Origin of the sequence: Emticicia sp. C21 (genome assembly GCF_003418935.1) — a bacterium.
In the GTDB taxonomy this organism is placed as follows: domain Bacteria; phylum Bacteroidota; class Bacteroidia; order Cytophagales; family Spirosomataceae; genus Emticicia.
Genome location: NZ_QVMT01000006.1, coordinates 330814 through 357759, shown reverse-complemented (window position 1 = coordinate 357759; position 26946 = coordinate 330814). Strand labels below are relative to the sequence as shown.

The 26946-nt window shown below is 37.7% G+C and carries 24 protein-coding genes; 11 read left to right on the top strand and 13 right to left on the bottom strand.

Annotated elements, in window-relative coordinates; translation table 11 throughout:
• The first annotated feature begins 51 nt into the window (after nucleotides 1-51).
• Complete coding sequence (locus D0T08_RS16220) at nucleotides 52-1851, top strand: acyl-CoA dehydrogenase family protein (protein WP_116983710.1); 1800 nt, start codon at nucleotides 52-54, stop codon at nucleotides 1849-1851.
• A 105-nt stretch (nucleotides 1852-1956) separates the two neighbouring features.
• Here D0T08_RS16220 and D0T08_RS16215 read toward each other — a convergent pair whose 3' ends face one another.
• From D0T08_RS16215 to D0T08_RS16205, 3 genes are read right to left on the bottom strand one after another with little or no spacing between them, the layout of a single operon-like run.
• The gene (locus D0T08_RS16215; RefSeq protein ID WP_116983709.1) at nucleotides 1957-3252 is read right to left on the bottom strand and encodes a ThiF family adenylyltransferase; all 1296 of its coding nucleotides are present in this window, start codon (nucleotides 3250-3252) and stop codon (nucleotides 1957-1959) included.
• A complete protein-coding gene (locus tag D0T08_RS16210) occupies nucleotides 3249-3710 on the bottom strand; it encodes a Mov34/MPN/PAD-1 family protein (RefSeq protein ID WP_116983708.1) in 462 nt (153 codons plus the stop codon). The genes D0T08_RS16215 and D0T08_RS16210 overlap by 4 nt, the downstream gene beginning before the upstream one ends.
• 4 nt (nucleotides 3711-3714) lie before the next feature.
• Entirely contained in the window at nucleotides 3715-4644 is a 930-nt protein-coding gene (locus D0T08_RS16205; RefSeq protein WP_116983707.1) for a hypothetical protein, read from the bottom strand.
• Nucleotides 4645-5436: 792 nt separating this feature from the next.
• Between D0T08_RS16205 and D0T08_RS16200 the strand changes: the two genes are divergently transcribed.
• On the top strand, nucleotides 5437-6585 hold the full coding sequence (locus tag D0T08_RS16200; RefSeq protein ID WP_116983706.1) for a helix-turn-helix domain-containing protein: 1149 nt from the start codon (nucleotides 5437-5439) through the stop codon (nucleotides 6583-6585).
• Between the two features lie 38 nt (nucleotides 6586-6623).
• Here the strand turns inward: D0T08_RS16200 and D0T08_RS16195 are convergent, their stop codons facing one another.
• From D0T08_RS16195 to D0T08_RS16185, 3 genes are read right to left on the bottom strand one after another with little or no spacing between them, the layout of a single operon-like run.
• Nucleotides 6624-7748: a hypothetical protein gene (locus D0T08_RS16195; protein ID WP_116983705.1), complete on the bottom strand. Its 1125-nt coding sequence runs from the start codon at nucleotides 7746-7748 to the stop codon at nucleotides 6624-6626.
• Between the two features lie 54 nt (nucleotides 7749-7802).
• A complete protein-coding gene (locus D0T08_RS16190; protein WP_116983704.1) occupies nucleotides 7803-8825 on the bottom strand; it encodes a DUF4249 domain-containing protein in 1023 nt (340 codons plus the stop codon).
• A 16-nt stretch (nucleotides 8826-8841) separates the two neighbouring features.
• Nucleotides 8842-11193 (bottom strand): TonB-dependent receptor, encoded by a 2352-nt coding sequence (locus D0T08_RS16185; RefSeq protein WP_116983703.1) that lies wholly within the window; start codon nucleotides 11191-11193, stop codon nucleotides 8842-8844.
• A gap of 240 nt (nucleotides 11194-11433) precedes the next feature.
• Between D0T08_RS16185 and D0T08_RS16180 the strand changes: the two genes are divergently transcribed.
• The 4 genes from D0T08_RS16180 to D0T08_RS16165 all read left to right on the top strand — a co-directional run bounded on the left by D0T08_RS16180 (nucleotide 11434) and on the right by D0T08_RS16165 (nucleotide 13780).
• On the top strand, nucleotides 11434-11766 hold the full coding sequence (locus D0T08_RS16180) for a helix-turn-helix transcriptional regulator (RefSeq protein WP_116983702.1): 333 nt from the start codon (nucleotides 11434-11436) through the stop codon (nucleotides 11764-11766).
• 36 nt (nucleotides 11767-11802) lie between these two features.
• Nucleotides 11803-12267 (top strand): VOC family protein, encoded by a 465-nt coding sequence (locus tag D0T08_RS16175; RefSeq protein WP_116983701.1) that lies wholly within the window; start codon nucleotides 11803-11805, stop codon nucleotides 12265-12267.
• A 58-nt stretch (nucleotides 12268-12325) separates the two neighbouring features.
• Complete coding sequence (locus tag D0T08_RS16170; RefSeq protein WP_116983790.1) at nucleotides 12326-12817, top strand: SRPBCC family protein; 492 nt, start codon at nucleotides 12326-12328, stop codon at nucleotides 12815-12817.
• Nucleotides 12818-12970: 153 nt separating this feature from the next.
• Entirely contained in the window at nucleotides 12971-13780 is an 810-nt protein-coding gene (locus D0T08_RS16165) for an enoyl-ACP reductase (protein WP_116983700.1), read from the top strand.
• Between the two features lie 162 nt (nucleotides 13781-13942).
• Here D0T08_RS16165 and D0T08_RS16160 read toward each other — a convergent pair whose 3' ends face one another.
• Together D0T08_RS16160 and D0T08_RS16155 are read right to left on the bottom strand one after the other, a co-directional pair.
• Nucleotides 13943-15505 (bottom strand): aldehyde dehydrogenase (NADP(+)), encoded by a 1563-nt coding sequence (locus D0T08_RS16160; protein WP_116983699.1) that lies wholly within the window; start codon nucleotides 15503-15505, stop codon nucleotides 13943-13945.
• A gap of 57 nt (nucleotides 15506-15562) precedes the next feature.
• Nucleotides 15563-16405 carry a fumarylacetoacetate hydrolase family protein gene (locus D0T08_RS16155; RefSeq protein WP_116983698.1) on the bottom strand — a complete coding sequence of 281 codons (843 nt, stop codon included), beginning with the start codon at nucleotides 16403-16405 and terminating at the stop codon, nucleotides 15563-15565.
• 328 nt (nucleotides 16406-16733) lie between these two features.
• Between D0T08_RS16155 and D0T08_RS16150 the strand changes: the two genes are divergently transcribed.
• Nucleotides 16734-17198 (top strand): hypothetical protein, encoded by a 465-nt coding sequence (locus D0T08_RS16150; RefSeq protein ID WP_229238973.1) that lies wholly within the window; start codon nucleotides 16734-16736, stop codon nucleotides 17196-17198.
• Nucleotide 17199: 1 nt separating this feature from the next.
• Here D0T08_RS16150 and D0T08_RS16145 read toward each other — a convergent pair whose 3' ends face one another.
• Both D0T08_RS16145 and D0T08_RS16140 read right to left on the bottom strand, forming a co-directional pair.
• On the bottom strand, nucleotides 17200-18393 hold the full coding sequence (locus tag D0T08_RS16145; RefSeq protein ID WP_116983697.1) for an adenylate/guanylate cyclase domain-containing protein: 1194 nt from the start codon (nucleotides 18391-18393) through the stop codon (nucleotides 17200-17202).
• A gap of 9 nt (nucleotides 18394-18402) precedes the next feature.
• Nucleotides 18403-20238 (bottom strand): patatin-like phospholipase family protein, encoded by a 1836-nt coding sequence (locus D0T08_RS16140; protein WP_116983696.1) that lies wholly within the window; start codon nucleotides 20236-20238, stop codon nucleotides 18403-18405.
• Between the two features lie 343 nt (nucleotides 20239-20581).
• Between D0T08_RS16140 and hisH the strand changes: the two genes are divergently transcribed.
• Genes hisH through hisF form a run of 4 tightly spaced genes read left to right on the top strand, consistent with a single transcriptional unit; the run spans nucleotide 20582 to nucleotide 23207 of the window.
• Nucleotides 20582-21172 (top strand): imidazole glycerol phosphate synthase subunit HisH, encoded by a 591-nt coding sequence (gene hisH / locus D0T08_RS16135; RefSeq protein WP_116983695.1) that lies wholly within the window; start codon nucleotides 20582-20584, stop codon nucleotides 21170-21172.
• A gap of 39 nt (nucleotides 21173-21211) precedes the next feature.
• Nucleotides 21212-21934, top strand: a complete 723-nt coding sequence (gene hisA / locus D0T08_RS16130; RefSeq protein WP_116983694.1) for a 1-(5-phosphoribosyl)-5-[(5-phosphoribosylamino)methylideneamino]imidazole-4-carboxamide isomerase — start codon at nucleotides 21212-21214, stop codon at nucleotides 21932-21934.
• Nucleotides 21931-22434 (top strand): GNAT family N-acetyltransferase, encoded by a 504-nt coding sequence (locus tag D0T08_RS16125; RefSeq protein ID WP_116983693.1) that lies wholly within the window; start codon nucleotides 21931-21933, stop codon nucleotides 22432-22434. Before hisA ends, D0T08_RS16125 begins: the two co-directional genes overlap by 4 nt.
• A gap of 2 nt (nucleotides 22435-22436) precedes the next feature.
• The gene (gene hisF, locus D0T08_RS16120) at nucleotides 22437-23207 is read left to right on the top strand and encodes an imidazole glycerol phosphate synthase subunit HisF (protein ID WP_116983692.1); all 771 of its coding nucleotides are present in this window, start codon (nucleotides 22437-22439) and stop codon (nucleotides 23205-23207) included.
• An 8-nt stretch (nucleotides 23208-23215) separates the two neighbouring features.
• Here hisF and D0T08_RS16115 read toward each other — a convergent pair whose 3' ends face one another.
• From D0T08_RS16115 to D0T08_RS16105, 3 genes are all read right to left on the bottom strand, one after another.
• Entirely contained in the window at nucleotides 23216-24463 is a 1248-nt protein-coding gene (locus D0T08_RS16115) for a sorbosone dehydrogenase family protein (RefSeq protein WP_229238972.1), read from the bottom strand.
• Nucleotides 24464-24572: 109 nt separating this feature from the next.
• Nucleotides 24573-25727 carry a hypothetical protein gene (locus D0T08_RS16110; protein ID WP_116983690.1) on the bottom strand — a complete coding sequence of 385 codons (1155 nt, stop codon included), beginning with the start codon at nucleotides 25725-25727 and terminating at the stop codon, nucleotides 24573-24575.
• Nucleotides 25724-26725, bottom strand: coding sequence for an NADP-dependent oxidoreductase (locus D0T08_RS16105; protein WP_116983689.1), 1002 nt, complete (start codon nucleotides 26723-26725; stop codon nucleotides 25724-25726). The genes D0T08_RS16110 and D0T08_RS16105 overlap by 4 nt, the downstream gene beginning before the upstream one ends.
• Between the last annotated feature and the right edge of the window lie 221 nt (nucleotides 26726-26946).

The window sequence follows — 26946 nt, the reverse complement described above, 5'->3', positions numbered from 1 at the left end:
GCATAACAATTGTGCGCACTTTTGACTCAGACAAAATTTACTATTAATACTATGGTAGCAACTGAAAATAAGGCCTCTATTAAAGGAGGAGAGTTCTTGATAAAAGATGTTGAAGCACATCAGATTTTCATTCCGGAAGAGTTTTCAGAAGAACAACTAATGATTGCCGAAACCTGTCGCGATTTTTTGCGTACAGAAATCCACCCACGCTTAAACGAGATTGACAATGCCAAATCGCCTGAACTGATGTCCTCATTAATGACAAAAGCAGGTGAATTAGGATTGTTAGGTACAGCAGTACCGGAAGAATACGGCGGATTCGGTATGAATTTCAATACTTCTATGCTCGTAGCCGAGGCATTGGGTCAAGGTCATTCTTTTTCAGTTGCGCAATCAGCCCACACGGGTATCGGTACTTTGCCGATTGTATACTATGGTAACGAAGAGCAAAAATCTAAATATTTACCGCTATTAGCTACAGGCGAATGGAAAGCAGCTTATTGCTTAACCGAGCCGGATTCAGGTTCTGATGCTAATTCAGGTAAAGCGAAAGCGGTTCTATCAGCTGATGGTAAGCATTATATCATCAACGGACAAAAAATGTGGATTACCAATGGTGGTTTCGCAGATTTGTTTATTGTTTTTGCCAAAATAGATGATGATAAAAACTTAACAGCTTTTATCGTGGAAAAAACCTTTAATGGTATCACGATGAATGAGCCTGAGCATAAATTAGGTATCAAAGGCTCTGATACACGTCAGATTTTCTTCAACGATTGCCAGGTACCTGTTGAAAACATGCTTTCGAGCCGTGGGAATGGCTTTAAAATTGCCGTAAATATCCTGAATATTGGTCGTATCAAATTAGGTATTGCCGTTATAGGAGGTTCGAAAGGTTCGTTAGGCCATGCCATTAACTATGCCAACGAACGCAAACAGTTTGGTGTTTCGATCGCCACGTTCGGGGCTATTAAATATAAACTGGCTGAAATGGCTACCCGTATTTTTGCTTCTGAATCTGCTAACTACAGAGCCGGACAAAATATTGATGATGCCATTTTAGACCTGAAAGCACAGGGCTTGAATGATGCCGAGGCAAAACTAAAAGCTTTGGAGCAATTCTCGATTGAATGTGCTATCATGAAAGTGCATAGCTCGGAAGTATTAGATTATACTGTCGACGAAAGCTTGCAGGTATATGGTGGTATGGGTTATTCAGCTGATGCTCCGATGGAACGTGCTTACCGTGATGCCCGTATCAACCGCATTTTTGAAGGCACCAACGAAATCAACCGTATGTTGATTGTAGATATGTTGTTGAAACGTGCCATGAAAGGCGAAATTGACCTGATGGGACCTGCGATGGCGGTAGCAAAAGAAATCATGTCGATTCCTGATTTTGGTGCTTCTGACGAGGATACATTGTTTGCCGCAGAAAAGAAAGTGTTGAAAAATCTGAAAAAAGCTGCTTTAATGGTAGCAGGTGCGGCAGTACAAAAATTCATGATGTCGCTATCAAGCGAACAGGAAATTCTGATGAATATTGCTGATATGGGCATTGAAATTTACGCCGCAGAATCGGCTTTATTAAGAGTAGAAAAACTGATAGGCATTAAAGGTGAAGCAGCCGCAGCCTTACAAAAAGATATGGCGATGATTTATCTACATGAGGCCGTAAACAGAGTAAACAATGCAGGTAAAGAAGCCATTACTTCATTTGCCGAGGGCGATGAACTAAGAGTAATGCTAATGGGCTTGAAGCGTTTTACAAAGATTGAACCATTTAACCTCAAAAATGCTCGTCGCCGCGTAGCGGAAGCGATGATTGAGGAGAATAAATACATATTCTGATATTAATAGAAGTAGTTTTTAAAACTCAAATAATCAACAACTAAAAATCAATAAACCGTCTTTCAATTTTGGAGGACGGTTTTTTATTGGTCAAATCATCAATTACTAGTTCATTGTATATGAGTTAATTGTACTCATTTTTCCGGAAAAGTATTTTATTGGAGTACCTTTATTCATCATTTTAACTAATTCTGAAACTAGAATGCTTGCTCCAAAAAGCCCAACAAAAGGTGTAGAAATACCTATATTTGTCAATACTCCACAACCTCCTTTTTCTTCAACCATTCTATAAAGATTTTCATGAAGAATTTCGTTAATAGCTTGATTTTCTTGCCATATTTCAGGTGGTTTCTTTTGTGAAAGACTTAAATTCCTAAAAGTGAAAGAGTCAAAATTTATGAGTTTACCATTAGTAGCACCATCTAAACAAATTTTAAATCGAGTTGTGTCAATTTTTCGTCTAGACTGAATATTATCAAGACCCGTAAGCAAAACTTCAAAATCATTTAATGACTCATCACTTTGGTCAGATTCGATAAATTTTTTCTCTATAATTTTAGAGTTGATACCAACTTTTTCTAAAAATTCAGCACATATTCTTGCCTTACTTTTATTTACTTGATGTTCAAAACTTAAGATTTGAGCACCCAAATTTTCAATACCTAATTTATCATAGTCTTGAAGCAGTATCTCGTAATCTTGCTTAGATTTAAGCAGAGATATAATCCATAAATATGCCTGCCCTAGATGACCTAATCCCACTGACCAAATTTTTGAAGGTAAATATATTTTTTCTGGCCCTTCTCCATTACTACTATTCCAGTCTAATTCTAAAGAATTATTCCATAAGGAAAATCCAAAGGACTCCTTATAATAATCTTCTGTTATAGAGTATATTCGATTAAATGCCCAAAATAATGCATAAGCACTTGCAAGGCAAGCTCCTAAAGAAATACTATTCCCCGCACCTTTTAATTCAAATCTTTCTGATTCATAGAAGTTTAGTCCTCCTTGCCAATTTGAACAAGTTATTTCTACTTCATTCGAAGCTAATGGTTGTTTACCAAAAAGAATTTTAGGTGCTTCATTAAATCTCTGTTCTACCTCATTCAAAGGAAAGAAATCACTTAATATTTCTATAAATGACTCTTTATTAAATTTTAAAAGATTTGGAATATAATTAGGCAAATTACATATTACCCCACCTTTAAAAACTCTATTGGCAATATTATAGCAAGTTAAAAAAGCCGCTTGCAAATGATAAGAAACTTTTATTTCTTCACTTGCACTTAATATTACTTGGTGTTTACCAAGCATCTCTTCTGCATTTTCTAAAGAAATATTATTCTTTTCAGCTAGCGCAATTACCATTCTATCTATCTGCTGAATATCAATGTTCATACAATTACGACTTTAAGTGGAAAATCTCTATCATATAAAGTTCTCCATTTGAAAGAACCCTCATATAAATACGCACTACAATCCTTGGGCATTAAAAACTTATTCAATGCAAAATCCGGAGCAATAAAAGCTATATGTCCCTTTAAACGTACCATCGGATGTCTTCTGTCAGAATCACTTTGTCTAGTACTGCATCCGATTGGATGAGTATGGATATCGGCTAAAACTTCACCTCTAAAATTCTTCAACATTTCGGCAAGTTTTCCATGACCCAAACCTTCGAGTTCTATGATTCCAGATTTAAAGGCATTAGGGTCTAATTCATCATAAAATATGATTTTTGAAATTCTTGTTGACCCTACTTTCCCTATCAAAAATGCTCCGCTTTCTCTAATCCCCTTTCCACGCCTTCTTAAACCTATTGTAAGACACAACCATCTATAAAATGAAATTTTCATATTCTTAATTTAAAATTTGATAAACCTCATTTAAATACTTAAATATTGAGTCTTCATTTGGTTGCCATATTAAATTAGGGTACTGAATTGGCCAATCGTGATGGTCTTTGAATGCCAAACTATCACAGGGAAGGTAAAGACATGCTCTTCCCCATCTTTTAAAAACTTGTTGACATCTTTTTGACCAATTTGGCCACTCACTTTCGGAGAGAGGTTGATTTTCAACTATATCCCATAATTGAGCTGTAGGAGCAATTTTACTGTAATTTGTTAAATCAAACCTTAAATAAAATTTCTCACCATTTTTAGCTAAAACCCAAAAAAGACAAATGGGCCACTCGGGCCCATTTTCATTATTTTCAAATCCCCAATATCCATCCAATTCTCCAGAAAGATAATCTGCATTCTCAATGTCTCTTTTTAGAATATCTTCTGGAGTTTCGAGAAAACCATTAATATCCTTTTTTGGAGCAAAAACTAGTTGAACCGAACATTCAGCATACTGCGTTAGAGAACCAACCATGATTTTCAAGTCATCTAACGCTTTTCCATTCAATAAAAATTGAAAATCTGCTACTTCATCTTCAGACATACCAAAATGCTCCGCAACCTTTTTTCTTAAATTCTTTAACATTAAAGCTGGCGTTGTTTGAACGGTAAAACTTTTACCTGCATACGAAACAGAAACGATTACCCTTTTACACATCCCAACAAAGAGAGTATCTCCTTCTTTTATTTTATAATGTTCTAAAGTTTTGCCTTTATCAAGGTCTTCATCCTGATTTTGAATGTAAACTTCATTATCCTCTTCAAAATCCGATTTTTTTCCTAAATCAGGCAAGGCCTTTTTCATTAATTGGCCAACAGTCGCAGAAGGTTCAATATCAATTTTTTCTGCACTTAAATTACTATTTACTCTTACAAAAATTTTCATTGTTTTCGTTAATTTAATTTTAAAAAATATTAAAAAAGCCTAGCAAAGTCAAAGACTTAGGCAATAGAAGTCTTAGGCACACGCCAAATGTGTTTTAAGACAGCTTCCAAGAAAAAAATGAAATTAAATAGAGTATGATAATTTAAATTAGTACCTAGCCTAAGCTCCCAGATTTGGAAATACGAAGAAGTTTGAATATATTTGATGTGCGAAACCAAAAGACATTTGGCGGCTCTATTAAACCGTCATCCTCTTTCCAAAGCCGTTGGGAAACCTTCGGCTTTATTTTTTGCCAAATTTATGAACTAAAAAATACAAAACAAATTTTTCAAGATAAATTTTAAAATATATTTAGACATAAAATGTAAATTTTTATTTTCGTTTTTACTTTCTCTAAACATTTATATGTTAACCATTTAAAAATTTGCCTGTTACAATATTAATCTATTTTATTTATTATTAAAACGGAATTATCAACATTTTTTCAACATTCAATGAAATATTTATTATAAATAATTGTAATAATATCTCAATTATTTGGTTATTATATATATATTATTTTATTTTGTAATACATTTTATATAACTCTCTACTTTAAACTCTGAAATCTATATGGATAAAACTTATACAAAAATCACTTTATAATATCAACAACTAGCAGCACGCAAGAACTACATAAGTTTCAAATCCCAATTATTTCTACTTGCAAAACTCAACTTATGTAATTTCATATCTCAATACGATGTTCATCTTAATTTTACCTTACCATTCTAATTTCATAGGAGATGAATAATGATAACATTAAAAAATAAAACCTATTCAAGTCCAGGCGAAGTAATCAAAGATTGTTTACAACAAGCCAAATGGACTCAAGAAGATTTAGCTCAAATCCTTTCACTTTCATTAAAACATATTAATGAAATTATAAAAGACAAAAGGACATTGTCACTTGAATTAATCTCTGATATTTCAGTGGTTTTTGGTCTAAACTCAGATGATGAGAAAAATTTTATAGAAACCTATTTTAAATTTAGACTTGAGCAATTAGAAAAACAGCAAAATGAAAATAATGAAATAGAGCAAAAAGCAAAGCTATATAAACTTCTCCCTATAGGAGAAATGATAAAAAAAGGATGGATAAATAAATGTGCGGATTTCCAAAGTCTCCTGAAAGAAGTAAATAAAGTTTTAGGGTTTAATGCAAAAAATATTGAAGATTTAAGTACTCAAATAGACGAATACAAATCAGCACTTTCGCTCTCGTTTAGAAATACTGATAAAGAAGTTTATAATCCTGTTGAAAATAATAGAATGGCTTGGCATCGTTTTGCCCTCCAAAAAGCGAATCAGTTAAAAAATATTCCAGATTATAATAAATCAAAACTTTTAGAGCTTTTCGAAGAAATACATATTTACACAAATAAGTCCAATGGAATTGCTTTATTTCTTAAGAAGCTTAATGAAGCTGGAGTTAGATTTGTGTATTTATCCCATCTTTCAAAAACTTATACAGAAGGCGCAGCTTTTAATAGTGATTTGGGGCCAGTTATTGCTTTAACTGGCAGATTTGATAGGCTTGATAACTTCTGGTTCAATATGTCACACGAGATTGTACATATAATTAGAGAGCACTATTTGTCAAAAGCAGTTATTATGGATGAACAAAGCACATTATCTAAAGATAATTTAGACCCTGATGAAATTGAAGCTAATGAAGAAGCATTCAAAAAATTAAAAGGAGAAATAATCTTAGAACATTTTAAAAAGTTTTTCAATTATATACCTGAGAATGAAGTTCTTTCATTTTCAAAAACTTATGAAGTTCATCCATCAATCGTTGTAGGTATTTTGGCTTGGCATGGGCAAGCATCCTATTCAATTTTACATAGGTTTAAAGAAACTGCTAAGAACAATATTCATGATAAATATAAAATAGGATAAACTAAAATGAGGAGTTTAACTCCTCATTTTAGTTTATCCTATTTCCTACTCGGCACAAACTCCCAGAAGTCTGATACGCCAATATACTTCTCGGTATTTATCTTGGTAGCACCTACATAATAGCCAAACCCAATATATACTTTGCCGGATACCTTAGCCGTAGCTACTTTGATATTACCACTACCCGGATAAGTCGCAAACTTAGTCCACTTATCAGTTACAGGGTCATATTGCCAGATGTCTCTGAAACCCCTGGCTTCTGTTTTGCTTTGCCCAAGACCGTAGTAGATTTTATCTTTTACACCAAAAATTGTTCCCTCGTACCTATCATCCCCTGGAAAATCGGCTTTTCTTGTCCATGTATCATTTGCATCATCGTATTGATAAAATTCTTTGGTTGGTACTTTCTCGCTCTCACTTTCTGAAAGCATAAAGCCTACCTCTTTTTTATTTACCTCAGCCGATGCCATCGCAAATTTGCCTAAAAAACTATTCGGAAATGGCTTGCGCTTTTCATATACCCGAATCCTGCTGATAGCCCACATTTGTTTACCGGCATTATTTTCAATAAAATACCCCGCATTGTTTACCATACAGCCTGTCAGTAAACCTTTTCCTATTATATCCCCCGTCTGATTAAAATCGGTCATCATCCAGCTATCCAGATAATAATTAACTCCATCCGGAAAACTTTCATTGAAGTAAAAACCTCCTCCAAATAATGAGAAGTATTCCACTTCGGTTCTGCCAAATACGGCAAAAGGCCCTAAAAGTATTGGAGAAAAGCGCGGTGTCGATTCTGTTTTTCTGAGATTCCAGAAATTTCCGTCAGGTGAGTAAGTGCCTGAAATGATTGTCTGGGCATCAATATTCCCCATCATATCTATGCGGCTTTTGTTGTCTATAGCCAGATGGTCGTTCGTAGTATCTGGTCTACCTATGACACACGTATATAAGTTTTCTGATTCAGTTTTTACTACTCCATCAGTAAAAGAATAGCTGACAGGCGAATTCAACTTTTTCCACATAGGTGAATCAGGCGTATAAGTCGGTGCTTCCTCTACCTTAGGAGATTCATCAATTAACTCAGCAGGATTCTTCTCACAGGCAAAAATGCCTGTTATTATGCTACCGAATATGATTAGTTTAAATATATTTTTCATAGGTAATTGAGTGATTGAGCGAATTAGTGATTGAGTGATTATGTATTTGCTCAATTACTTCCACTCCGTTGGTGGTGTGCAACCATAGCCCGGGTAGGTCGTTTGACAGTTCGTTGTGGGTTTCTCTAATGGAATCAAAGGTGGTAAAAGTCCGATACTTGCCTCATTGGATAAACTAACCAACGATGGGTCTACCAACAGGCGTTTAGTACTTACGCCCGAAACGCCAAAAAAGCCCAATGCAAAATCTTTATCATCTTTTTCATTTACGATATTGCCTATAATCGTTGAAGGCAATGGGTCGAAAATACTCCCGGTTCGGGTTCTTTGTTCTTCGTATTGCTGCCAGAAAAGATAAGATTCTTCTGAAATAGACATCTGTTTTACTTCTATATAATGTCTTGATAAAGGCGCATCCGGGTCTATTGGTGAAAACTGTACCAGACGTTTTTTTATGTCTTTTCCGTTGATATAAGTATCAGCAAAAACATTGGCCCCATCGTCACGATTATACGCCCAGCATGAAAAAGCACAGGTATTAGCTCCACCGCCCCTGGTTATTTTCAGAGAAATAGAATAACTCTTCCATCGATAATAATCCGTTGAGTTTTCGGCATCTTTGGTATCAATATAAGTACGCACAAAGTCTTTGGTTTTATCAGCGTATACATTACTAATTGGAGGTACACCTTTCATTAACTGGGGTTTGGTAATATATACTTTCCCATCAGGCATTTCGATACGTAATGAATACGAACGACCTACCTGACATCTGAAATCATTATCGGTCTGATATAAAGCAGGTTCATAGATATTCTGGCGGAAACGTACTGAATTACCAGCATTATCGGTCAATATCACCCTTGCGCCATTGACTGCCAATCTTGAAGTAATAATACTGCCCGAAACAAATTTGCCCGAGTAGCTTAAGCGGAGATTATAAGGGGGTGCTTCGTTGGTTATTTCTCCATCTACCACCAATACCGGGGTTTCGTTTCTATACGGCAATTCCACCTGCTCTACACACGATAGCTGAACAACGATAGCAATAATTATGAATAGAATATTTCGTTTCATCTTTCTTAGGGCCTTTTTAAAAATTGTATGTAACAGCTACCGCAGGGATTATATTTCCGAAAACCGACAAACGATAAGAGCGAATAGAGTTATTATAACGCACAAAATAGATGGAATAAGGATTCCTTCGCCCATAGATATTATAAAACGAAAGCGAAATAGTATAATATTTCTTTTGCTCTGGTGTTTTACGGGTATCTTTCAATAAAGACATATCCAGGCGGTGATAGTCAGGAATACGATCCAGGTTACGAGCTGAATAATCAATAACCGTTTTGCCTAGTAATCGATAAGTGCGGTCAGGATAAGTAGCCGGACGGCCAGAGGCATAGACGAAGTTGGTAGAAAACGTCCACCCATTACTGATAAATTGTTGGATAGATATCGCCAGGTTATGCGGTTTATCAAAAGTAGACGGAAACCACTGACCTTTATTGATTTGTTCTGTCGGATAATCAGAATTAACCTTTGCCAGGGTTCTGGAATAAGTATAAGACAAACTACCTTTCAAACGCCCCTTGTTTTTCTGAATGCTCCCTTCAATACCAAAGGCATTTCCGATGGCTTTTACCAATTCTGTTTCAATGGTCGGGTTAAAATACAATCTTGCCCCATTTTTATACTCTACCAGATTCTGAATGTCTTTATAATAAGCTTCTATTGAGGTCTCGTAGGTATTATCTTTAAAGTTTTTGAAAATACCTAGTGATAACTGGTCGGCAATCTGCGGTGGAATATGCTTATCAGATACTTTCCAGAAATCAACCGGAGAGATGGCAGTTGTATTCGAAATCAGGTGGAGATACTGACGCATACGATTATAACTTAGCTTGATAGCCGAACTTTTGGTAATGGCAAAGCGTAGAGATAGGCGTGGTTCAATACCGCCATACTGTTTAATCACCTGATTTTTGGCATAGGATACGCTATCAGTAATACTTTGTGTAGTTCTGGATTGTCCTTCGGCGTAATCAAAAACTTCTTTGGGTCCTAAATTCTGAAAAGTAGAATAACGAGCCCCTGCTTGCACACTGATTTTTGGCGTAATAGACCAGTCTATATTAATATAAGGGGAAATTTCCCGGGCATATTCTTTAGGTAAATCAAGATTGATAATGCTTGAAGTACTCATATCAGGTTTCAGATTTCCCGGACTAATGCTATAATCTACTGCATTCATTCCTATCTCGGCTTTAATCTGTTCTTTAGGCGTATATAGTGCAAAAACACGCAATTCATTATGCCTGATACCTGAGTTAAGCGTGAATTCATAATCTTTTCTAAAGCCCTGCGTACCAAAATCGTAGTTGCAATAAATACCCTGCACATTAACTGTAAGCGTTTTGCTGATAAGGCTACTATACTGCAGACTTAACGTCTGTGTTTTGGCATAGTAGAGGGTATCGTCCGCAAATTTGAAACTATCAAAGCTGCGATAACTATTAAATGTCAAAATATTTTTAGCATTTATTTTATACTGGACTTTCCCATTCAGATCATAAAAAAAGGCTTTACTTTTATCGGTAGGCTCTGGGAATTGATTAATCATGAAATTAGGATAGGCTATCCGGCCTGCTACCATAAAAGTAATTTTATCTTTCAGAATCGGCCCCTCTAAAACCACTTTGCTCGTAATCAAACCCACTCCTACCGAGCCTGTCAGCTTTTCGGCATTACCGCTTTTGGTGTTCATTTCTAATAATGAAGACAAACGTCCTCCATATTGTGCAGGGATTCCACCCTTATATAAGGTTACACCTGATAAAGCATCGGAATTAATACTACTTAAAAAACCTAGTAGATGGGAGGTGTTATAAATAGGCATGCCGTCTAGCAAGACCAGATTCTGGTCAACCCGCCCCCCTCTTACATTAAAGCCTCCTGCGCCCTCACCTACTGTTGTAATACCAGGCTGTAGTGTAAGCGCTTTAATAATATCAGTTTCACCAAATACCACCGGAATCTTTTTCAGGTTTTTCATTTCAAGTTTCACTACACCCATCTGGGTTTCTTTAATATTCCGGTCTTCTTTGGTGGCTTTTACTTCTACCTCAGCCAGTTCATCGACACGCAGGTTGAGTTTAATATCTCTGGTAAGATTCTGATTCAGATTGATATTGAAAGATTCTATTTTATAGCCTAAGGCACGAACCGTAACTACATAGCCAGATTTAGGTAAATAAATGCTGAATTTCCCACTGCTATCAGTCAAAGCACCTCTGGTAATACCTGAGAAAAACACACCGACCCCTGGAATCGGTTGTCCGTTGGCGGCATCAGTTACTGTACCGGAAAAAGAAAATCTATTTTGAGAAATAGCGGTGAATACCACTAAAAGAAGAAGCCCACTAATTAGTGCTGTTCTCATAGATTGGGTTAATAGTGAAATAGACGGTTAAAGTATTGTATTCTATCAAAAGTACAAATAAATCTTTCTTAAAGCAATTTATGAATGCCTACGTGTAGACCATCCTCATAAAAGCTTTGATAACAACGCATTATGCATGGATAAAAACACTTTATGAAAAAAATCAGAAAAAAATTTGCGCAACCGAAGAGTTGCGCATATATTTGCAACCGATTAGTTGCATTAATAATTTGAATAGATATGAGACGAGATGTTTTTCAGGCGATAGCCGACCCCACCAGAAGAGAAATTATTGGCGTAGTAGCCAAACAATCATTAAATCTAAACTCAGTGGCCGAAACCTTTGACATCAGCCGTCAGGCAGTTTCGAAGCATATTAAAATACTGACCGAATGCGGCCTTATTGTGATTCAGAAACAGGGTAGGGAGAGCTATTGCATAGCCAAACTGGAGAAACTGAGCGAAGTAGCCAATTGGGTAGAACAATATAAACAGGTATGGGAACACAAGTTTGATGCATTGGACAATTTATTACATCAACTCCAACAGAATACGGACGACCAACATAATTAAACAAACCTATTACTCACAAACAATTCACAAAAGCATATGGAAACCTCACAAAAAATCACTCCTTTTTTATGGTATAACGGCAATGTTGACGAAGCCATTGAATTATATACTTCTGTATTTAAAGATACTAAAGTCTTATTTGTCAAAAAAATGGGCGACAAAGTCATGACCGCCAAAATCCAGCTGGAAGGACAGGATTTTATGATGCTCGATGGCGGCCCTCATTATTCTTTCACTCCGGCTGTTTCATTCTTTGTGGATTGCAAAACACAGGAAGAAGTAAACGATTTGTGGGACAAACTAATAGCCGATGGTGGTAAGCCTGATAGATGTGGTTGGCTAAGGGACAAATTCGGTGTTTCATGGCAGATTATTCCTGATACTTTGGGTAAGTTTTTAAATGACCCAAATCCGGTAAAAGCGCGCAATGTCATGAATGCTATGATGCAAATGGAGAAAATTGATATTCAGCAATTGAAAGATGCGTATGAGAAAGAATAGGCTTAGCATAAAATCTATATTATAAATTATCCAATCACAATTAAAACAAATAATGATTATGAAAAGTAAGAATGAAACCAAAATTGTCGGAGAATCAGGTAAACAGGAGATTATTATAACCCGTGAATTTGAAGCACCAAGAGAATTAGTATTTAAAGCCTATACTGACCCCGAATTATTGAAATTATGGCTTGGGCCGAGAGGCTATGAAATGCATGTTGATAAATTTGATGCCAGAAGTGGTGGAGAATACAGATATATACATACAGGTAAAAATGGTGAAGAATACGCTTTCAGAGGCGTTTTTCATGATATTACTGCCCCAGAGTCGGCTGTTCAGACCTTTGAGTTTGAAGGAGCCAAAGGTCATGTTTCGCTTGATAGTGCTAAGTTTGAAACTCTGCCTGACAACAGAACAAGAGTAACTTCGATATCCGTCTTCCAGTCAGTGGCCGACCGGGACATGATGTTACGTTCTAATATGGAAACCGGAGTAAAGGAAGGACACGAACGTCTGGATGAACTATTTGAGCAAGGATTAGTCAAGTAAATTTAAGTCTGTAAACGTAGAGGTAAGATGTGCCAAGCAAAAACATCCGATGTTTTTTTATTATTTTAGAAAATAACTACCTTTGGCACTCAAAATATTATTATGACATTAGCGTAGATACTTCTACGTATACAGATTTAAAACTTACTCATCATGGCATACGGATTACTTAAAGGTAAAAAGGGTATTATTTCAGGTGCATTAGACGAAAAATCTATTGCCTGGAAAGTTGCACTGAAAGCAAAAGAAGAAGGTGCATCAATCGTTTTAACAAATGCTCCTATTGCAATGCGCATGGGCGAAATCAAGAAATTAGCCGAAGCCTGTGAGGCAGAAATCATTCCGGCAGATGCAACAGTGGTAGAAGAAATTGAAAATCTTTACACCAAATCAATGGATGTTTTGGGTGGAAAAGTAGACTTCGTATTGCACTCTATCGGCATGTCGCCAAATATCCGTAAAGGTAAAGCCTATGGCGATTTGAACTATGACTGGTTTATGAAAAGTGTAGATGTATCTGCTTTATCTTTCCATAAATTCCTGCAGGTAGCCGAGAAACTGGATGCTATCAATGAGTGGGGTTCAGTAGTTGGCTTAACTTATATGGCAGCTCAACGTACATTCCCATTCTATACTGATATGGCAGAAGCTAAAGCGATGTTAGAGTCAATTGCCCGTAGCTATGGCTACCGTTATGGTAAACTGAAAAAAGTACGTGTAAATACTGTTTCGCAGTCACCTACTAAAACAACGGCTGGTACAGGTATCGGAGGTTTTGATAAATTCTACGATTTCGCTGATAAAATTGCTCCACTAGGCAATGCTTCGGCAGATGATTGTGCAGATTATGTAATCACCCTTTTCTCTGACCTTACCAAAATGGTAACCATGCAAAATCTTTTCCACGACGGAGGATTTGTTAATACCGGTATTTCAGAAGATGTAATGGGCTTGTTGGATTAATTTCAACCAGGCATATATATGAAAAGAGGAACCACGCGGTTCCTCTTTTGTTTTTATCGAATTTCAGCGAATAAAACGGTCCGCCGTCGCGGTCGCCGTCTAAAATAACAAAGGTATTTTTTCTATACAGTGCCGACTAAAGTCGACACATATATAAACAAACTATTTCTTCAACTCTCCATCAACCAATCGCCAGATGCTCAGCGGATTATCGTTTTTCAGTTCATCCGGCAATAACGCATCAGGGAAATCCTGAAAACTTACCGGACGGGTAAAACGGGTAATAGCTCCTGTACCTACCGAAGTAGAACGAGAATCGGTGGTAGCCGGGAATGGCCCGCCATGCACCATTGCATGACCAACCTCTACCCCTGTTGGTAAACCATTAATAATCAATCTACCTACCTTTTGTTCCAGAATATCCAGTAGTTCACTATATTCTTCCAAATCTTCTGCTGTACCGTGCACGGTTGCTGTCAGGTGACCTGTCAGGTTTTGGGCCGCTATCAGAATCTCTTCTTTGGTATTTGCTTCTACAATCAAGCTGGTAGGTCCGAAAATCTCTTCTGCCAAATCAGGCTGTGCATTCCATGATTCAATATCTGTATGCAGAAACACAGGTTCTACAGCTGTATAGCCTTCCGATGCCTTACCAATACCTATTACTTTGGTATATTGCTTCGAGTGTTCGGTTCCTCTCACATACGCATCACGGATACCTGGTGTAAGCATCACACCTCCCTGTGTATCCGGTGCATTTTTTTCTATTTCATCAATAAAATCCTTGTCATTCTGCAAAAACAAAATTCCCGGATTAGTACAAAACTGTCCAACGCCTAAGGTGACAGAAGACAAATAAGAATTTGCAATAGTACGGCCTTTTTCTGTCAATATTTTTGGCAATACAAATACAGGGTTTATACTACCCATTTCTGCATATACCGGAATCGGCTCAGGGCGACTGGCGGCAGCATCAAATAAAGCTTTACCACCTCTTAATGAACCCGTAAAACCAATCGCTTTTACGGCCGGATGTTTCACCAATGCCATCCCTATTTCATGACCATCATCAAATAGCATCGAGAATACACCATCAGGCATACCAGTTGCCTCTGCAGCTTTTTGTACAGCCTGAGCTACTAATTCTGATGTACCTAAGTGGGCAGGATGTGCTTTTACAATCACCGGGCAACCTGCAGCGAATGCTGAGGTGGTATCTCCACCCGCCACAGAGAAAGCTAATGGGAAGTTACTTGCGCCAAAAACACCTACCACACCCAATGGACGCTCCATCGAACGCAAATCAACACGAGGAAGAGGTTGGCGGTCTGGCATACCAGGGTCAATACGGGCATTTACCCATGAGCCCTCACGTAAGAGTTTAGCAAACAAGCGCAATTGCCCTGTAGTTCTACCTCTTTCCCCTACGGCTCTGCCTTGTGGCAAGCCTGATTCCAACATATACCTTTCTAATAAGTTATCACCTAAGTTTTCTATTTCTTCAGCAATTTTCTCTAAGAAATTAGCTTTTTCAAAGCCTGATTTCTTCCGATAAACCTGAAAAGCTTTTTCTGCTTTTTCTGCGGCGTAGTCGAGCTCTTCAAGTGTAGCTTTAAAGAAAAGCGGGGCTAAGGTCTCGCCTGTAGCCGGATTTATACTTTGTATGGCAACTGTGCCTTCTGAAAAGGTCTCGAAACCAATGATATTTCTTCCTGTGAGTTGCATGTCAGGTTTATTATGAACGAATCGCTATTGTCTCCGTTACTTAAGTCTTTATTTGTTTTATTTTGTTTCTACTGTATTTACCAAAGTACCAATCCCCTCAATTGTGATTCTGATTTCGTCGCCTACTTCTAACGTAAAATCATCCGGCGGTACAATCCCTGTACCCGTCATCAGGAAGCAACCATGAGGGAAAGAAGTTTCACGGAACAGGAATTCAACCAATTCGGTATGTTTTCGTTTCATCCGATTGATAGCGATGAAATCGGTAAAATATGGCAAATCATAACGGATAATCTCCAACTTGATTTGGGTCTCCGATATAATAGGCTCGTCCAGAATGGTAATACATGGGCCTATAGCTGTACTTTTATCGTATGATTTAGCCTGTGGCAGATACAAAGGGTTTTCACCTTCTATATCTCTTGAACTCATATCATTACCACAAGTATAACCCGAAATCTGTCCTTTTGAATTGATAAATAAAGTCAATTCAGGTTCTGGTACATTCCATTTAGAGTCTTTGCGGATACGCACTTTCTGACCTGACCCTACTACACGATGTGGCGTAGATTTAAAGAAAAGCTCAGGACGCTCGGCATCGTATACCCTATCATAAAAATTATCGCCACCTGCTTTTTTCGACTCTTCCATACGAGCATCTCTGCTTCGCATATAAGTAACACCCGATGCCCATACTTCCTGCGATTGTATAGGAGCCTGTAAGCTATTGTCGATTAACGATTTGTATTCGGGTACAGGTGAGAGCAATTGTATTTCGCGTTGCAATTCATAAAATAAATCTTCACGGTTAATAAACAAATCCCAGTCCTGATGGCGAGAAAGGAAGTATTGGTTTTGGTATTCGATAACGAATCCTTGCAAAGTTTTGTAGGCTTTCATTGAGCGGCACAGTATTTTTTTTCAATATTAGGGAAAAAGACCCATATACGTACAATCTGAGTCTATATTTATACGGCTTTTTTTATTGTATTTAATCAAACGCTGAAAGAGACAATAATTTATTGAGATTTAATTAAAAAAATATTAATCTGCCTAAAGCATTCAGGTTAATTGACTTAACTATCATAAGTATTTATTTGTTGCAAATTTTATTAAAAAGTACCAATTAAGCAAAGAAGCCGTTTTTTATTCCATATTACTCTAAAATGTAGATTAAGTACTACGAATATTTATCTTAACTTAGCGGCAGGAAATCTAAATCAGACATATGTTTAAAAAACTACTCTTCATCTGTTGTTTTATTACACTTACAAACGCTTGTTATTCACAGGCCCTTACTTATTATCCTTTCAATTCTATTTTTTCGATCGCCAGTAATCCAAATAAACCGGTATGGGCAGATGTCAGGTTTCAGATGAACTCTTATTTTTCTTCATTGAGTACAGAGATTGCACCCATGGTTAATCTGACGAAAGGAAAAGCTAAAATGTATATCGGAGTAGGCGTAAAAGCAAATTTCCTGAATTATCTGAATACTGACCCTCAAAAAAGAGCGCCATTAGAAGGCTATTGCTTTAACCTGGGCGTACGGGTTTCACCTTTCGAAAAAGTGCCACAATTTCAAGGGGTATTCGAACTATCTCCTTATGCCAATAAGCAATTTGATTTAGGAATATTCCGGGCCAATTTAGGCGTTGCCTATGTATTTATGAAAAAGAAGAAAGTGGAATAGTTCAAACCAATTCTTCTACTACCATAATTTCACTTTCAACAAAATACATTCCTTTTTCACCACGATTCTTGATGTCTTTTTTACCCCTGTCTGAGCAGATAAAGCGATCCTTGATCAACAGATAAGTATCTTCTGAAATATTTACTTTGCCGGGAAGGCTCACAGATTCTACCCGTGAGGCAATATTGACTGTATCACCCCAAAGGTCGAAGGCAAATTTCTTTTCACCCACAATACCTGCTACCAATTCTCCGGTATGAATCCCGACACGGGCTTCAAAATAAGGAAGATTATCTCTTTTCCGTTGTTGTTTACGTGCTTCTACAAACTCCTGCATTTCCAGAGCCGCCCTCACTACCCGAATATGTGTTTCATCATCTGAAATCGGCACACCTCCTGCGGCCATATAGGCATCGCCAATCGTTTTTATCTTTTCAATCTTATTATTTTCCATTATCCGGTCGAAACGCTTGAAACAATAGTCAAGCTCAGCCACTAATTCCTGTGGAGTGAGTTTTTCAGCTAAAAAAGTAAAGCCCACAAAATCTGAAAACAATACACTCACCTTAGGATAATACCTGGCTTCTGAGTATCCATTCTTTTTCAATTCTTCGGCTATTTCTTTTGGTAGAATATTGAGCAATAGATTTTCGGCTTTGTTTTTCTCAGCATCAATAATTTTTGAATACTTTTTCACATTCACCATACTCTTATAAAAAATGACTGCCAGACAAAGCATGGCAAATACCGCTACAATTAATAGGTTAGTCTGGCTTCGTTTGAGCTTTACTTCTGCCTCCTTTTGTTCCAATGCGGTTTGTTGTTCACTTATTTTGAGCGAATCAATAACTTTAGAATAAGTAACAGAGTCTAGCAATTGCCTTTGTTGCAGCAATCTGAATTCAGCCTTGACCTGTGCTTCACTCATTAATTTAAGGCTCTGATTAGTGGCCACTAATTGTGAATCAAGCGCATGCTGTTGTAGGTACAGGTCTTGGTTTTGTTTTTCCAGTTGTTTCTTTTCGTTTTCAATCTTTCCCTTCTCGCGTGATAAGTTTTCCAGTTCTCTGGCTTTTTTGTTACCAAATAGCCGCCAGCCTTTTTTTGAGGTAGCGGTATCCAGTTTACTGTTTTGCGCAACAGAAATATAGCTTAACGTGGTAGTTAAGACCAGGATTAAAAAAAGTTTTTTCATACCTGTGGATTATTTGAAGGAGTCAATAGTATCGGCCAATTGTTCCTGAATAGCATTTACAGCGGTCTGGTACCCGATTTCAACAATTTTATCATAAGATTTCCAATCCATTAAACCAAAATTGCTGACATTTGGGTTAATATACAGGTCGCAGTAAGGTTTATACTGATTAGCCTTAAAATCACTGGCAATGGTAGTCGACTGAAAAATCATTGACATCATATTCGGGATTTTTGCGCCTGTGCTGTTTCCCATCACGCGTTCTTTAAAGTTAGTCCAGCTACCACCTGTCTGAAATTCTTCTTTTTTCTGTAATGAGCGTTGTATATTCATATCTACTGAAATCACCTTACCTACCCCTTGTGCAAGCATTACATCAACGGGTGTATTATTGAAAATACCTCCATCAACCAATAGTCCATCTTCGTCAATTACAGGCGGAAAAACACCCGGTAAAGAAATACTGGCGCGTACATATTTGCGTAATTGACCATGTTTATGAATAACAGCCTCTGCTTTAGTAATATTACTAGAAACGCAATAGAAACTTCGCCACAGGTCTTCTATGTTAGCAGCTCCATAATATTTTTCAAGAATCTCTTCTACTTTTTTCCCTTTAATCAGAGAGAAATAAGGAATCAGGTTAAAATCAGACGTAGGATTTTTACCATCCAGATAAATCTCCCGCATGGCCTTATAGAGTTTGTCTGCCGAATTACCCATGGCAATGAAACTAGCAATGATAGAGCCCATACTTGTTCCACCCACAAAATCTACCGGAATGCCGTATTCTTCCAATGCGCGATAAACCCCTACATGTACAAAGCCTCTGGCTCCTCCACCTGACAAAACCAAACCAACAGACTGTCCCATCAGGTAACGACGTATACGCTCAACATCAGCCGGTTTATCCTGCTCCACATGAAAATGACGCTGGATTTGTCGTTTCTTTAACCATACAGAAGTGTCAATAGGCAAGCCTGAATTAGCAGGATGAATCAGGATAAGGGTTTTGCTGACATCTGAAAACCGATTATATAATAAAGATGTTTCCGCTGATTGAGGTGTTGGGGGATAACTGCTTTCACTAATAACTAAAACTTTATCTGCCTGACGAATACATCTTTTCGTCCATTCGCTGGTGAGAGAATCGGCTTCATAGAGTACATAACTGTATTTTGCTTCCTGCTCATCGAGCCAGTTGCTCAGCAATCTGTATTTTTCAACATCTGCTTTTTCTACATTAGCAATCTGATTATTATCAAAATGCTCGTTGATGATAGGAACAGATAAATACTGGCCACTCTCCTGTTTGCTTAGAGATTGATAGATTTTACGACAGAATTTTTTTTCGGCCTCTGAATTATGCAGACAGACCAGAGCTACGTTGGTAATTTTATAGTTGGTCTTTTTTGAAAGATTTTGTCGGTTTAATCGCTCAATAATCAGGTTAGTAATATTGAGTACGACCCTGGGAGAGACCATAATGATTCGCTCAAAGGTAGTTTTGCTGATTTTAACGAGCACCGAATCACGAATAGCTACAATATCAGCACTTCGGGGAGAGTCGGTGAAAACTCCCATTTCTCCCACCGTTTCACCCGGAGGAATTTCTCCGAGGATCACTTTTTCACCAGAACTATCAGTGACGTAGGCTTGCAATCGCCCACTTAATACGCCATAAAGACTATCTGATTCGTCGCCCTTATGAAACAGGACTTCGCCCCCTGATATTTCTTTCCATTCAAGCAAACTAAATACTGACTCAAAGGCTTCGACGCTTAACGTTCCGAAAATCTTATTGAGTGTTAATTGCAATAAATCGTGGTAGATTGTTTTTTGCATATATCAATAATTGAAATGTCATTACAGCGCTTATACTTAATCCATCTCATGATACAAAAAGCTAGTTGTTACTTTTGCTCGTTTGGTAATGGAGAAGTTATAGACAAATTTGCAGGGAAATAATAGACAAGCGTTAACTCAAAATGAACATTCTCTTACCCATTTTGGACAAAGTGCCATAAAAGGTGTATTTTGCATTTATAGATAGAGATACAGCCGTAGAATTAATTAAATAATGAAAAGAAATAATAGTACTTTTTTGATTTTCTACTGACATTATCAAAGTATACTGATAGATTTGTAATAACAACACCATAATAAACCCTCTTCAATTTTCTCTGATTTGAAAGTTATCATTATTAAATATAACGCAGGCAATGTGCAGTCAGTAATGTATGCTCTGGAGCGTATTGGTGTGGCATACGAATTATCTGATGATGCCAATACTATCCGCTCGGCAGAAAGAATCATTTTTCCAGGTGTAGGTGAAGCCAGCACAGCCATGAGAAGCCTGCGTGAGAATGGTTTAGATAAACTCATTCCCACCCTAAAGCAACCTTTTCTGGGTACGTGTGTAGGCATGCAATTGTTATGCAAATCGTCAGAAGAAAACAATACTGATTGTCTTGGCGTATTTGATGTGCCTGTACTGAAATTCCCGCAGATTAAAGGTTTCAAAGTACCTCAAACAGGATGGAATGATATTTATAGCTATGGCTGCGAATTAACTGAAGGATTAGCTGAGCATTCGTATGTCTATTACAATCATGGCTATTATGCCCCTTTATGCGATTATACTGTGGCAAAGACTGAATATATGCTCGAATATTCAGCTATGTTACAAAAAGATAATTTCTTTGCCGCCCAGTTTCACTCTGAAATTAGTGGAGATGTAGGGCAGAAGATTTTTGAGAATTTTTTGAAGATACAATAACCTCTCTCATTACTATTACTACCTGAATACGACAAGACCATGCTCCAAATCATACCAGCCATTGACATCATCGAAGGCAAATGTGTTCGCCTTACCCAAGGCGATTATTCCCAGAAAAAAACCTATAATGAAAATCCGCTTGAAGTTGCTAAAATGTTTGAAGATGCCGGAATCAAGCGTTTGCATTTAGTTGATTTAGATGGTGCCAAGCAGAAAAAGATTGTCAATGCCAAAGTATTAGAAACCATCGCTTCAAAAACTAATCTGCATATTGATTTTGGTGGAGGTGTACAATCAGATGTGGATATCCGACTAGCTTTTGATTGTGGAGCCAAACAAGTAACCGGAGGAAGTATCGCCGTGAAGAATCCTGAGTTGTTTGAATCATGGCTCAAATCTTATGGAAGTGAAGCGATTATTCTGGGGGCTGATGCCAAACAGGAAAAAATTGCCGTAAGTGGTTGGGAGGAAGAAACCAGTGTATGGGTATACGATTTTGTTGGCGAATGGATTCAAAAGGGTATTCAATATACTATAAGTACTGATGTTGCCAAAGATGGACTACTACAAGGTCCATCAGTAGACCTATACAAAAAAATGCACGAACAATTCCCTGATTTAAAAGTAATTGCGAGTGGAGGTGTAAGCTCAATGGCTGACCTTGAAGAATTAGCAGAATTAAATATTTTCGGAGTCATTGTTGGCAAGGCTATTTATGAAAATCGCATTAGCTTGAAAGACATTGAACGCAGATTTATATGAAGCACGAATTCAGAAAAGACGGGTATATCATCAGCACCGATAAGGAATTGTTGCAGTTTGATGTGATTCATGACTTCCTGAAAACAAGTTATTGGTCGCCGGAGATTCCGATGGATGTAGTAAAGCGTGCAGCAGCAGGCTCAATTGCCTTTGGGATTTATAAAGACTCAGGTGAACAGGTGGGCTATGCCCGCGCGATTTCAGACTGTGCTACTTTTGCCTATTTAGCTGATGTATTTATATTGGAACCAGAAAGAGGAAAAGGCTTATCAAAATGGCTGATGGAATGTATCCAACAATTACCGGAATTACAGAATCTGAGACGTTGGATGTTAGCCACCCGTGATGCCCACGGCCTATACGCCCAATTTGGCTTCACTCCTCTGGATAACCCGGATATTATGATGCAGATTGCCAGACCGAATATTTATAAAGAATTGAGTGAATTAGTGATTGAGCGGCGTCCGCATTCACCATTTACTAATTCACAATTAAACTAACTATGCTTACTAAAAGAATAATCCCTTGTTTAGATATAAAAGATGGACGTACGGTAAAGGGTACGAACTTTGTAAACCTGCGTGACGCCGGAGACCCCGTTGAATTAGGGGCAGAGTATGCGCTGCAAGGTGCCGATGAATTGGTCTTTCTGGATATTACGGCCACTGTTGAAGAACGCAAAACCTTGATAGACCTGGTTCGACGGGTTGCGCATACCATTAATATTCCGTTTTGCGTAGGTGGCGGTATCGGGTCAGTATCTGATGTTTCTAAATTATTGAATGCCGGAGCAGATAAAGTTTCTATCAATTCATCGGCCGTGCGTAACCCGGGTTTGATTAATGAACTGGCTTTGGAGTTTGGCTCACAATGTATTGTAGTGGCGATTGACACCCGATATATTACCTTGGAAAATGGTTTTCAGGAACATATTGTACACACGCACGGTGGAAGAAAACCAACCGAATTAAAAACCATTGAATGGGCAAAAGAGGTAGAAGACAGAGGCGCCGGAGAAATATTATTGACATCAATGGATACAGATGGTACTAAAGCCGGATTTGCCCTTGAATTGACTGCTCAGATTTCTGATAATGCTAATATACCTATCATTGCTTCAGGTGGTGCCGGAACAATGGAGCATTTTTATGATGTTTTTACTACCGGAAAGGCCGATGCAGGACTCGCTGCCAGTATCTTCCACTTCAAGGAAATCGGTATTCCTGAATTGAAATATTATCTAAAAGGCAAAGGCATTTCTATGCGCATTTAGGCAGGCTTTTATTTACCTGCCACCAATCGTTTAATTTGCCCGCTATAATGGTCTAAGATATAAATTTCCTCGTTGGCGTCTACCCCGAAAGAAGAGACCTGGCCTGCTTCAGTACTTAATAATTCATTACCTGTTTTGGTATTTCCGTTAAAAGAGAGAGCCCATACATTTCCTTTGGTGTAATCAGCAAAAATATATTTGCCTTGCAAAGCAGGAATCCTTTTGCCATAATATACATATCCTCCGGTAACAGAAGTACCATCACCTCGTGGATATTGATGAATAGGGTCTATCAATATATTTGACGGGTCGCAATCATTTCTTGGATTATAGCAACGATTGGCTTCTTTTAAACGCCAGCCATAATTACCTCCTTTTGTCACAATGTCTATCTCTTCAAATTCATTCTGCCCTACATCTCCTACCCACATTTGCCCGGTTTTCGAATCAAAACTAAAGCGCCAGGGGTTACGCAAGCCATAAGCATATATCTCCTCTCTGAATCCCTCTTTATTACCTGCATAAGGGTTATCTGCCGGAATCCCATAATTACCCTTATCAGTTTTATGTACATCTATCCGTAGCATTTTGCCTAAAATAGAACTTCTGTTCTGTGAATAATTATGCTGGTCTCCCCACGCACCCCCATCACCCACAGCAACGTACAGATAGCCATCCGGACCAAAGGCTACTTTTCCTCCATTATGGTTATCATAAGGTTGCGGGAAACGCATAATTATAGTTTCAGACGCAGGAGCTACTTTGGCATCTTTATAATTACTGGCTTTAAAACGGGCAATAATTGTTTCCAAAGGATTTCTTCTATTATAGTTTACGTAGAAATAACCATTCTCTTTAAAATTCGGGTCAAAGGCAATACCTAATAAACCCATTTCACCTAAATCATCTACTTTGTCTTTGATATCCATATAAGTAGAGGCAGCTTTAACAGACGGATTATTATCAAATACTTTAATGACGCCCTCCTGCTCCAATACAAAAATCCTATTAGTACCATCACCCGCATGCACAAACTCAACCGGGCTATTAAATTTCAGATTTGGGAAAGCATTTTCTAATTGATAAGCTGTTGGTTTTGAATAGAAACCATGAAACAACCGATTTTTATTCACATAATTTATCAATAACACGATTAATCCGGCAGCTACAATAGCAATGATGAACAGAAAAACCAATAATCTGTTTTTATGACGACTGAGTGACAAATGAACAGGCAAACGGAGGTACATATGCATAAAAGTTTTAAAAGCCTTAGCTAATCATAAAATAGTATGCTATACTAGCACTTTGCCATGATATTTACAAGATTCTCTAGGTGAAAGGATAATAAAGTAGCGTAAGATGCTAATTTTTATTGCGCTCAATTAAATTCTCTAAGACCAAAACCCATTCATGCGCTTCGCATTTCCAATCCATCTGGGTGATTTTCAAAGGGGCAAAAAACTGCAAAATCGGATTTTCGTAAGAGCTTAATAACGGCCCTAAGAAATAACAGAAATCAGAGTCAGGTATTATCAGGTTAAGTGCCGAATCTGCTTTCAGGCAATCTTCTATTTCGTTTTTATACCCAAAATCATTGATTCTGCTTAGTTTCAGAAGCGATGTTTGTAGCAATATTTTATTCATTGCTACTTTTTCTATTTTCATTAATAAAAGCGCAATTTCAATCAGGTCTTTTCTGTAAGATTCTAAGGGAGTAGTTGCAAATTCGCCTAATAAGCGTGATAAATGATACACAAATAAAGGAGCAGTAGCATAATTATGCGATACCTGAAACGGGTGGCTGATAAACTCCTTTCTTCTGATGATACCAATCAGGTATTGATAGGTATCCATATCATACTCGTTATGTGGCAATTTAAATGATTCAAACAGATACATCAGGTTACATAAGGCACAAGCATCAAATTCAATAGCCATGTTTTTGCCAAACCAGGTAGAGTAGACTTTTAAGGCTTTGTAATGTGTAAAGGTATTCTTTACCTGTCTTTTTTTTGTGGGGCCTTCCGATAAATTGGCGTGTAATTGCAGCTTTTCTTTCAGCCAGATTATTTCTTCTTTACTAGCCTTTGATGTCAGGTAAACCAATGAGGTATCATCAATATCATCGGGTAATCTGAAATGCTCTGAATAGCGAAAAATATAACCGTTAGGGAAATGATTAGACTCTCTCCCATCTTTGGGTGTCTGCCAGAAGTTATAAGTTTTTAAACCATCTTTATTCTGAAAAGTAGGATAATTCTGAACGGCTTTCTTCGAAATATCCTTAACAAGCAGTTGAGATTCAAGAGGTAAGGAAGATTTAAGTTGATTAAGAACAAAAACAATAGAAGCCGTATAAAAGATATTGGTATCCGGTCGCTTATAAAGCAGGTATTTATTCTGGCGATAAGACGGGAAAATGCCCTCAGGAAAATATATATCGCCCCGCGATTGTAGCGAGGCGATTTTCTGAATGATTGAATGAATGGTATCTGTTTCCGGATGGGTTGGCATCATGTTACTTTCAAAACCAGTTTACCTATGTTTTCACCCTTAAAAAGTTTCATGAAAGTATCCTGAAATGCCTTAATGCCTCCTTCGGTTACATCTACTTTGGCATTGAGTTTTCCCTGTGCTACCCAGCCTGCCATTTCTTTAATGGCTTTGCCATAATTAGCTGCATTATCAAAAACCACAATCCCTTCCATCCGGGCACGATTGACTAATAACGACATATAATTGCTCGGTCCTGCAGGCTTCTGAATAGCATTGTATTGCGAAATAGCTCCACAAATCACAATTCTTGCTTTCATATTAATCAGAGTAAGTGCTGTATCTAATATTTCTCCACCTACATTATCAAAATACACATCAATGCCATCCGGACAAGCTTCTTTTAATTGTCCTCTCAGGTTTCCGGTTTTATAATCCACACAGGCGTCAAAGCCCAATTCTTCTACTACATATTTACATTTTTCGTCTCCTCCGGCTATGCCCACTACTCTACAACCTTTTATTTTGGCGATCTGCCCAACTACACTTCCTACCGCTCCGGCAGCACCAGATACCAACACCGTTTCACCCGGTTTAGGTTGGCCTGTATCTAAAAGTCCAAAATAGGCAGTCAATCCTGACATACCCAAAGTGCCTAAATAGGCAGGTAACGGTACAAAATTCGGGTCAACTTTTACTAAATCTTTGCCATCTAATACAGCATATTCCTGTACACCCGTAATGCCTGTTACAGAATCACCGGCCTTGAAATCAGCATGTTTTGACTCAACCACTACCCCAGCCCCTAAAGCCCGCATTACTTCCCCGATTCTGACAGGTCTTACGTAAGATTTGCCCTCATTCATCCACCCACGCATCGCAGGGTCAATAGACAAGTATTGTACTTGCACCAATACCTGATTTTCCTGCAATTCGGGGGTATCCACTTCTTCTATGTCCCAACATTCAGGTGTCGGGTTACCAATTGGGCGAGCCAGTAAGTTAATGCGTGTGTTGTTCATAAGATTTCAGGTCGTTTTATCTGTACAGTTCAAAACTATGATATTAAAACGAATTTATTGCATTTCTTTTAAAATAGTCGATATGGGCCTCTATAAAATTGTAGTAAGAAGCACAAAATCTAATAATTTCACAAAAAACTTTCGATAGAGATTTGGTTAATAATCAATAGTTTAATATCTTTGCAGCCCGAAATAGATTTTAAAGTTATCAAATACATAAA

Coding starts and splice junctions, on each gene's coding strand:
- D0T08_RS16185 (WP_116983703.1), bottom strand. CDS start 11,193: ATGAGAACAGCACTAATTAGTGGGCTTCTTCTTTTAGTGGTATTCACC.
- D0T08_RS16115 (WP_229238972.1), bottom strand. CDS start 24,463: ATGCATATGTACCTCCGTTTGCCTGTTCATTTGTCACTCAGTCGTCAT.
- D0T08_RS16200 (WP_116983706.1), top strand. CDS start 5,437: ATGATAACATTAAAAAATAAAACCTATTCAAGTCCAGGCGAAGTAATC.
- D0T08_RS16150 (WP_229238973.1), top strand. CDS start 16,734: ATGTTTAAAAAACTACTCTTCATCTGTTGTTTTATTACACTTACAAAC.
- D0T08_RS16170 (WP_116983790.1), top strand. CDS start 12,326: ATGAAAAGTAAGAATGAAACCAAAATTGTCGGAGAATCAGGTAAACAG.
- D0T08_RS16140 (WP_116983696.1), bottom strand. CDS start 20,238: ATGCAAAAAACAATCTACCACGATTTATTGCAATTAACACTCAATAAG.
- D0T08_RS16205 (WP_116983707.1), bottom strand. CDS start 4,644: ATGAAAATTTTTGTAAGAGTAAATAGTAATTTAAGTGCAGAAAAAATT.
- D0T08_RS16180 (WP_116983702.1), top strand. CDS start 11,434: ATGAGACGAGATGTTTTTCAGGCGATAGCCGACCCCACCAGAAGAGAA.
- D0T08_RS16105 (WP_116983689.1), bottom strand. CDS start 26,725: ATGAACAACACACGCATTAACTTACTGGCTCGCCCAATTGGTAACCCG.
- D0T08_RS16155 (WP_116983698.1), bottom strand. CDS start 16,405: ATGAAAGCCTACAAAACTTTGCAAGGATTCGTTATCGAATACCAAAAC.
- D0T08_RS16110 (WP_116983690.1), bottom strand. CDS start 25,727: ATGATGCCAACCCATCCGGAAACAGATACCATTCATTCAATCATTCAG.
- D0T08_RS16175 (WP_116983701.1), top strand. CDS start 11,803: ATGGAAACCTCACAAAAAATCACTCCTTTTTTATGGTATAACGGCAAT.
- D0T08_RS16220 (WP_116983710.1), top strand. CDS start 52: ATGGTAGCAACTGAAAATAAGGCCTCTATTAAAGGAGGAGAGTTCTTG.
- hisF (WP_116983692.1), top strand. CDS start 22,437: ATGCTTACTAAAAGAATAATCCCTTGTTTAGATATAAAAGATGGACGT.
- D0T08_RS16210 (WP_116983708.1), bottom strand. CDS start 3,710: ATGAAAATTTCATTTTATAGATGGTTGTGTCTTACAATAGGTTTAAGA.
- D0T08_RS16145 (WP_116983697.1), bottom strand. CDS start 18,393: ATGAAAAAACTTTTTTTAATCCTGGTCTTAACTACCACGTTAAGCTAT.
- D0T08_RS16190 (WP_116983704.1), bottom strand. CDS start 8,825: ATGAAACGAAATATTCTATTCATAATTATTGCTATCGTTGTTCAGCTA.
- D0T08_RS16160 (WP_116983699.1), bottom strand. CDS start 15,505: ATGCAACTCACAGGAAGAAATATCATTGGTTTCGAGACCTTTTCAGAA.
- D0T08_RS16165 (WP_116983700.1), top strand. CDS start 12,971: ATGGCATACGGATTACTTAAAGGTAAAAAGGGTATTATTTCAGGTGCA.
- D0T08_RS16195 (WP_116983705.1), bottom strand. CDS start 7,748: ATGAAAAATATATTTAAACTAATCATATTCGGTAGCATAATAACAGGC.
- hisA (WP_116983694.1), top strand. CDS start 21,212: ATGCTCCAAATCATACCAGCCATTGACATCATCGAAGGCAAATGTGTT.
- D0T08_RS16125 (WP_116983693.1), top strand. CDS start 21,931: ATGAAGCACGAATTCAGAAAAGACGGGTATATCATCAGCACCGATAAG.
- D0T08_RS16215 (WP_116983709.1), bottom strand. CDS start 3,252: ATGAACATTGATATTCAGCAGATAGATAGAATGGTAATTGCGCTAGCT.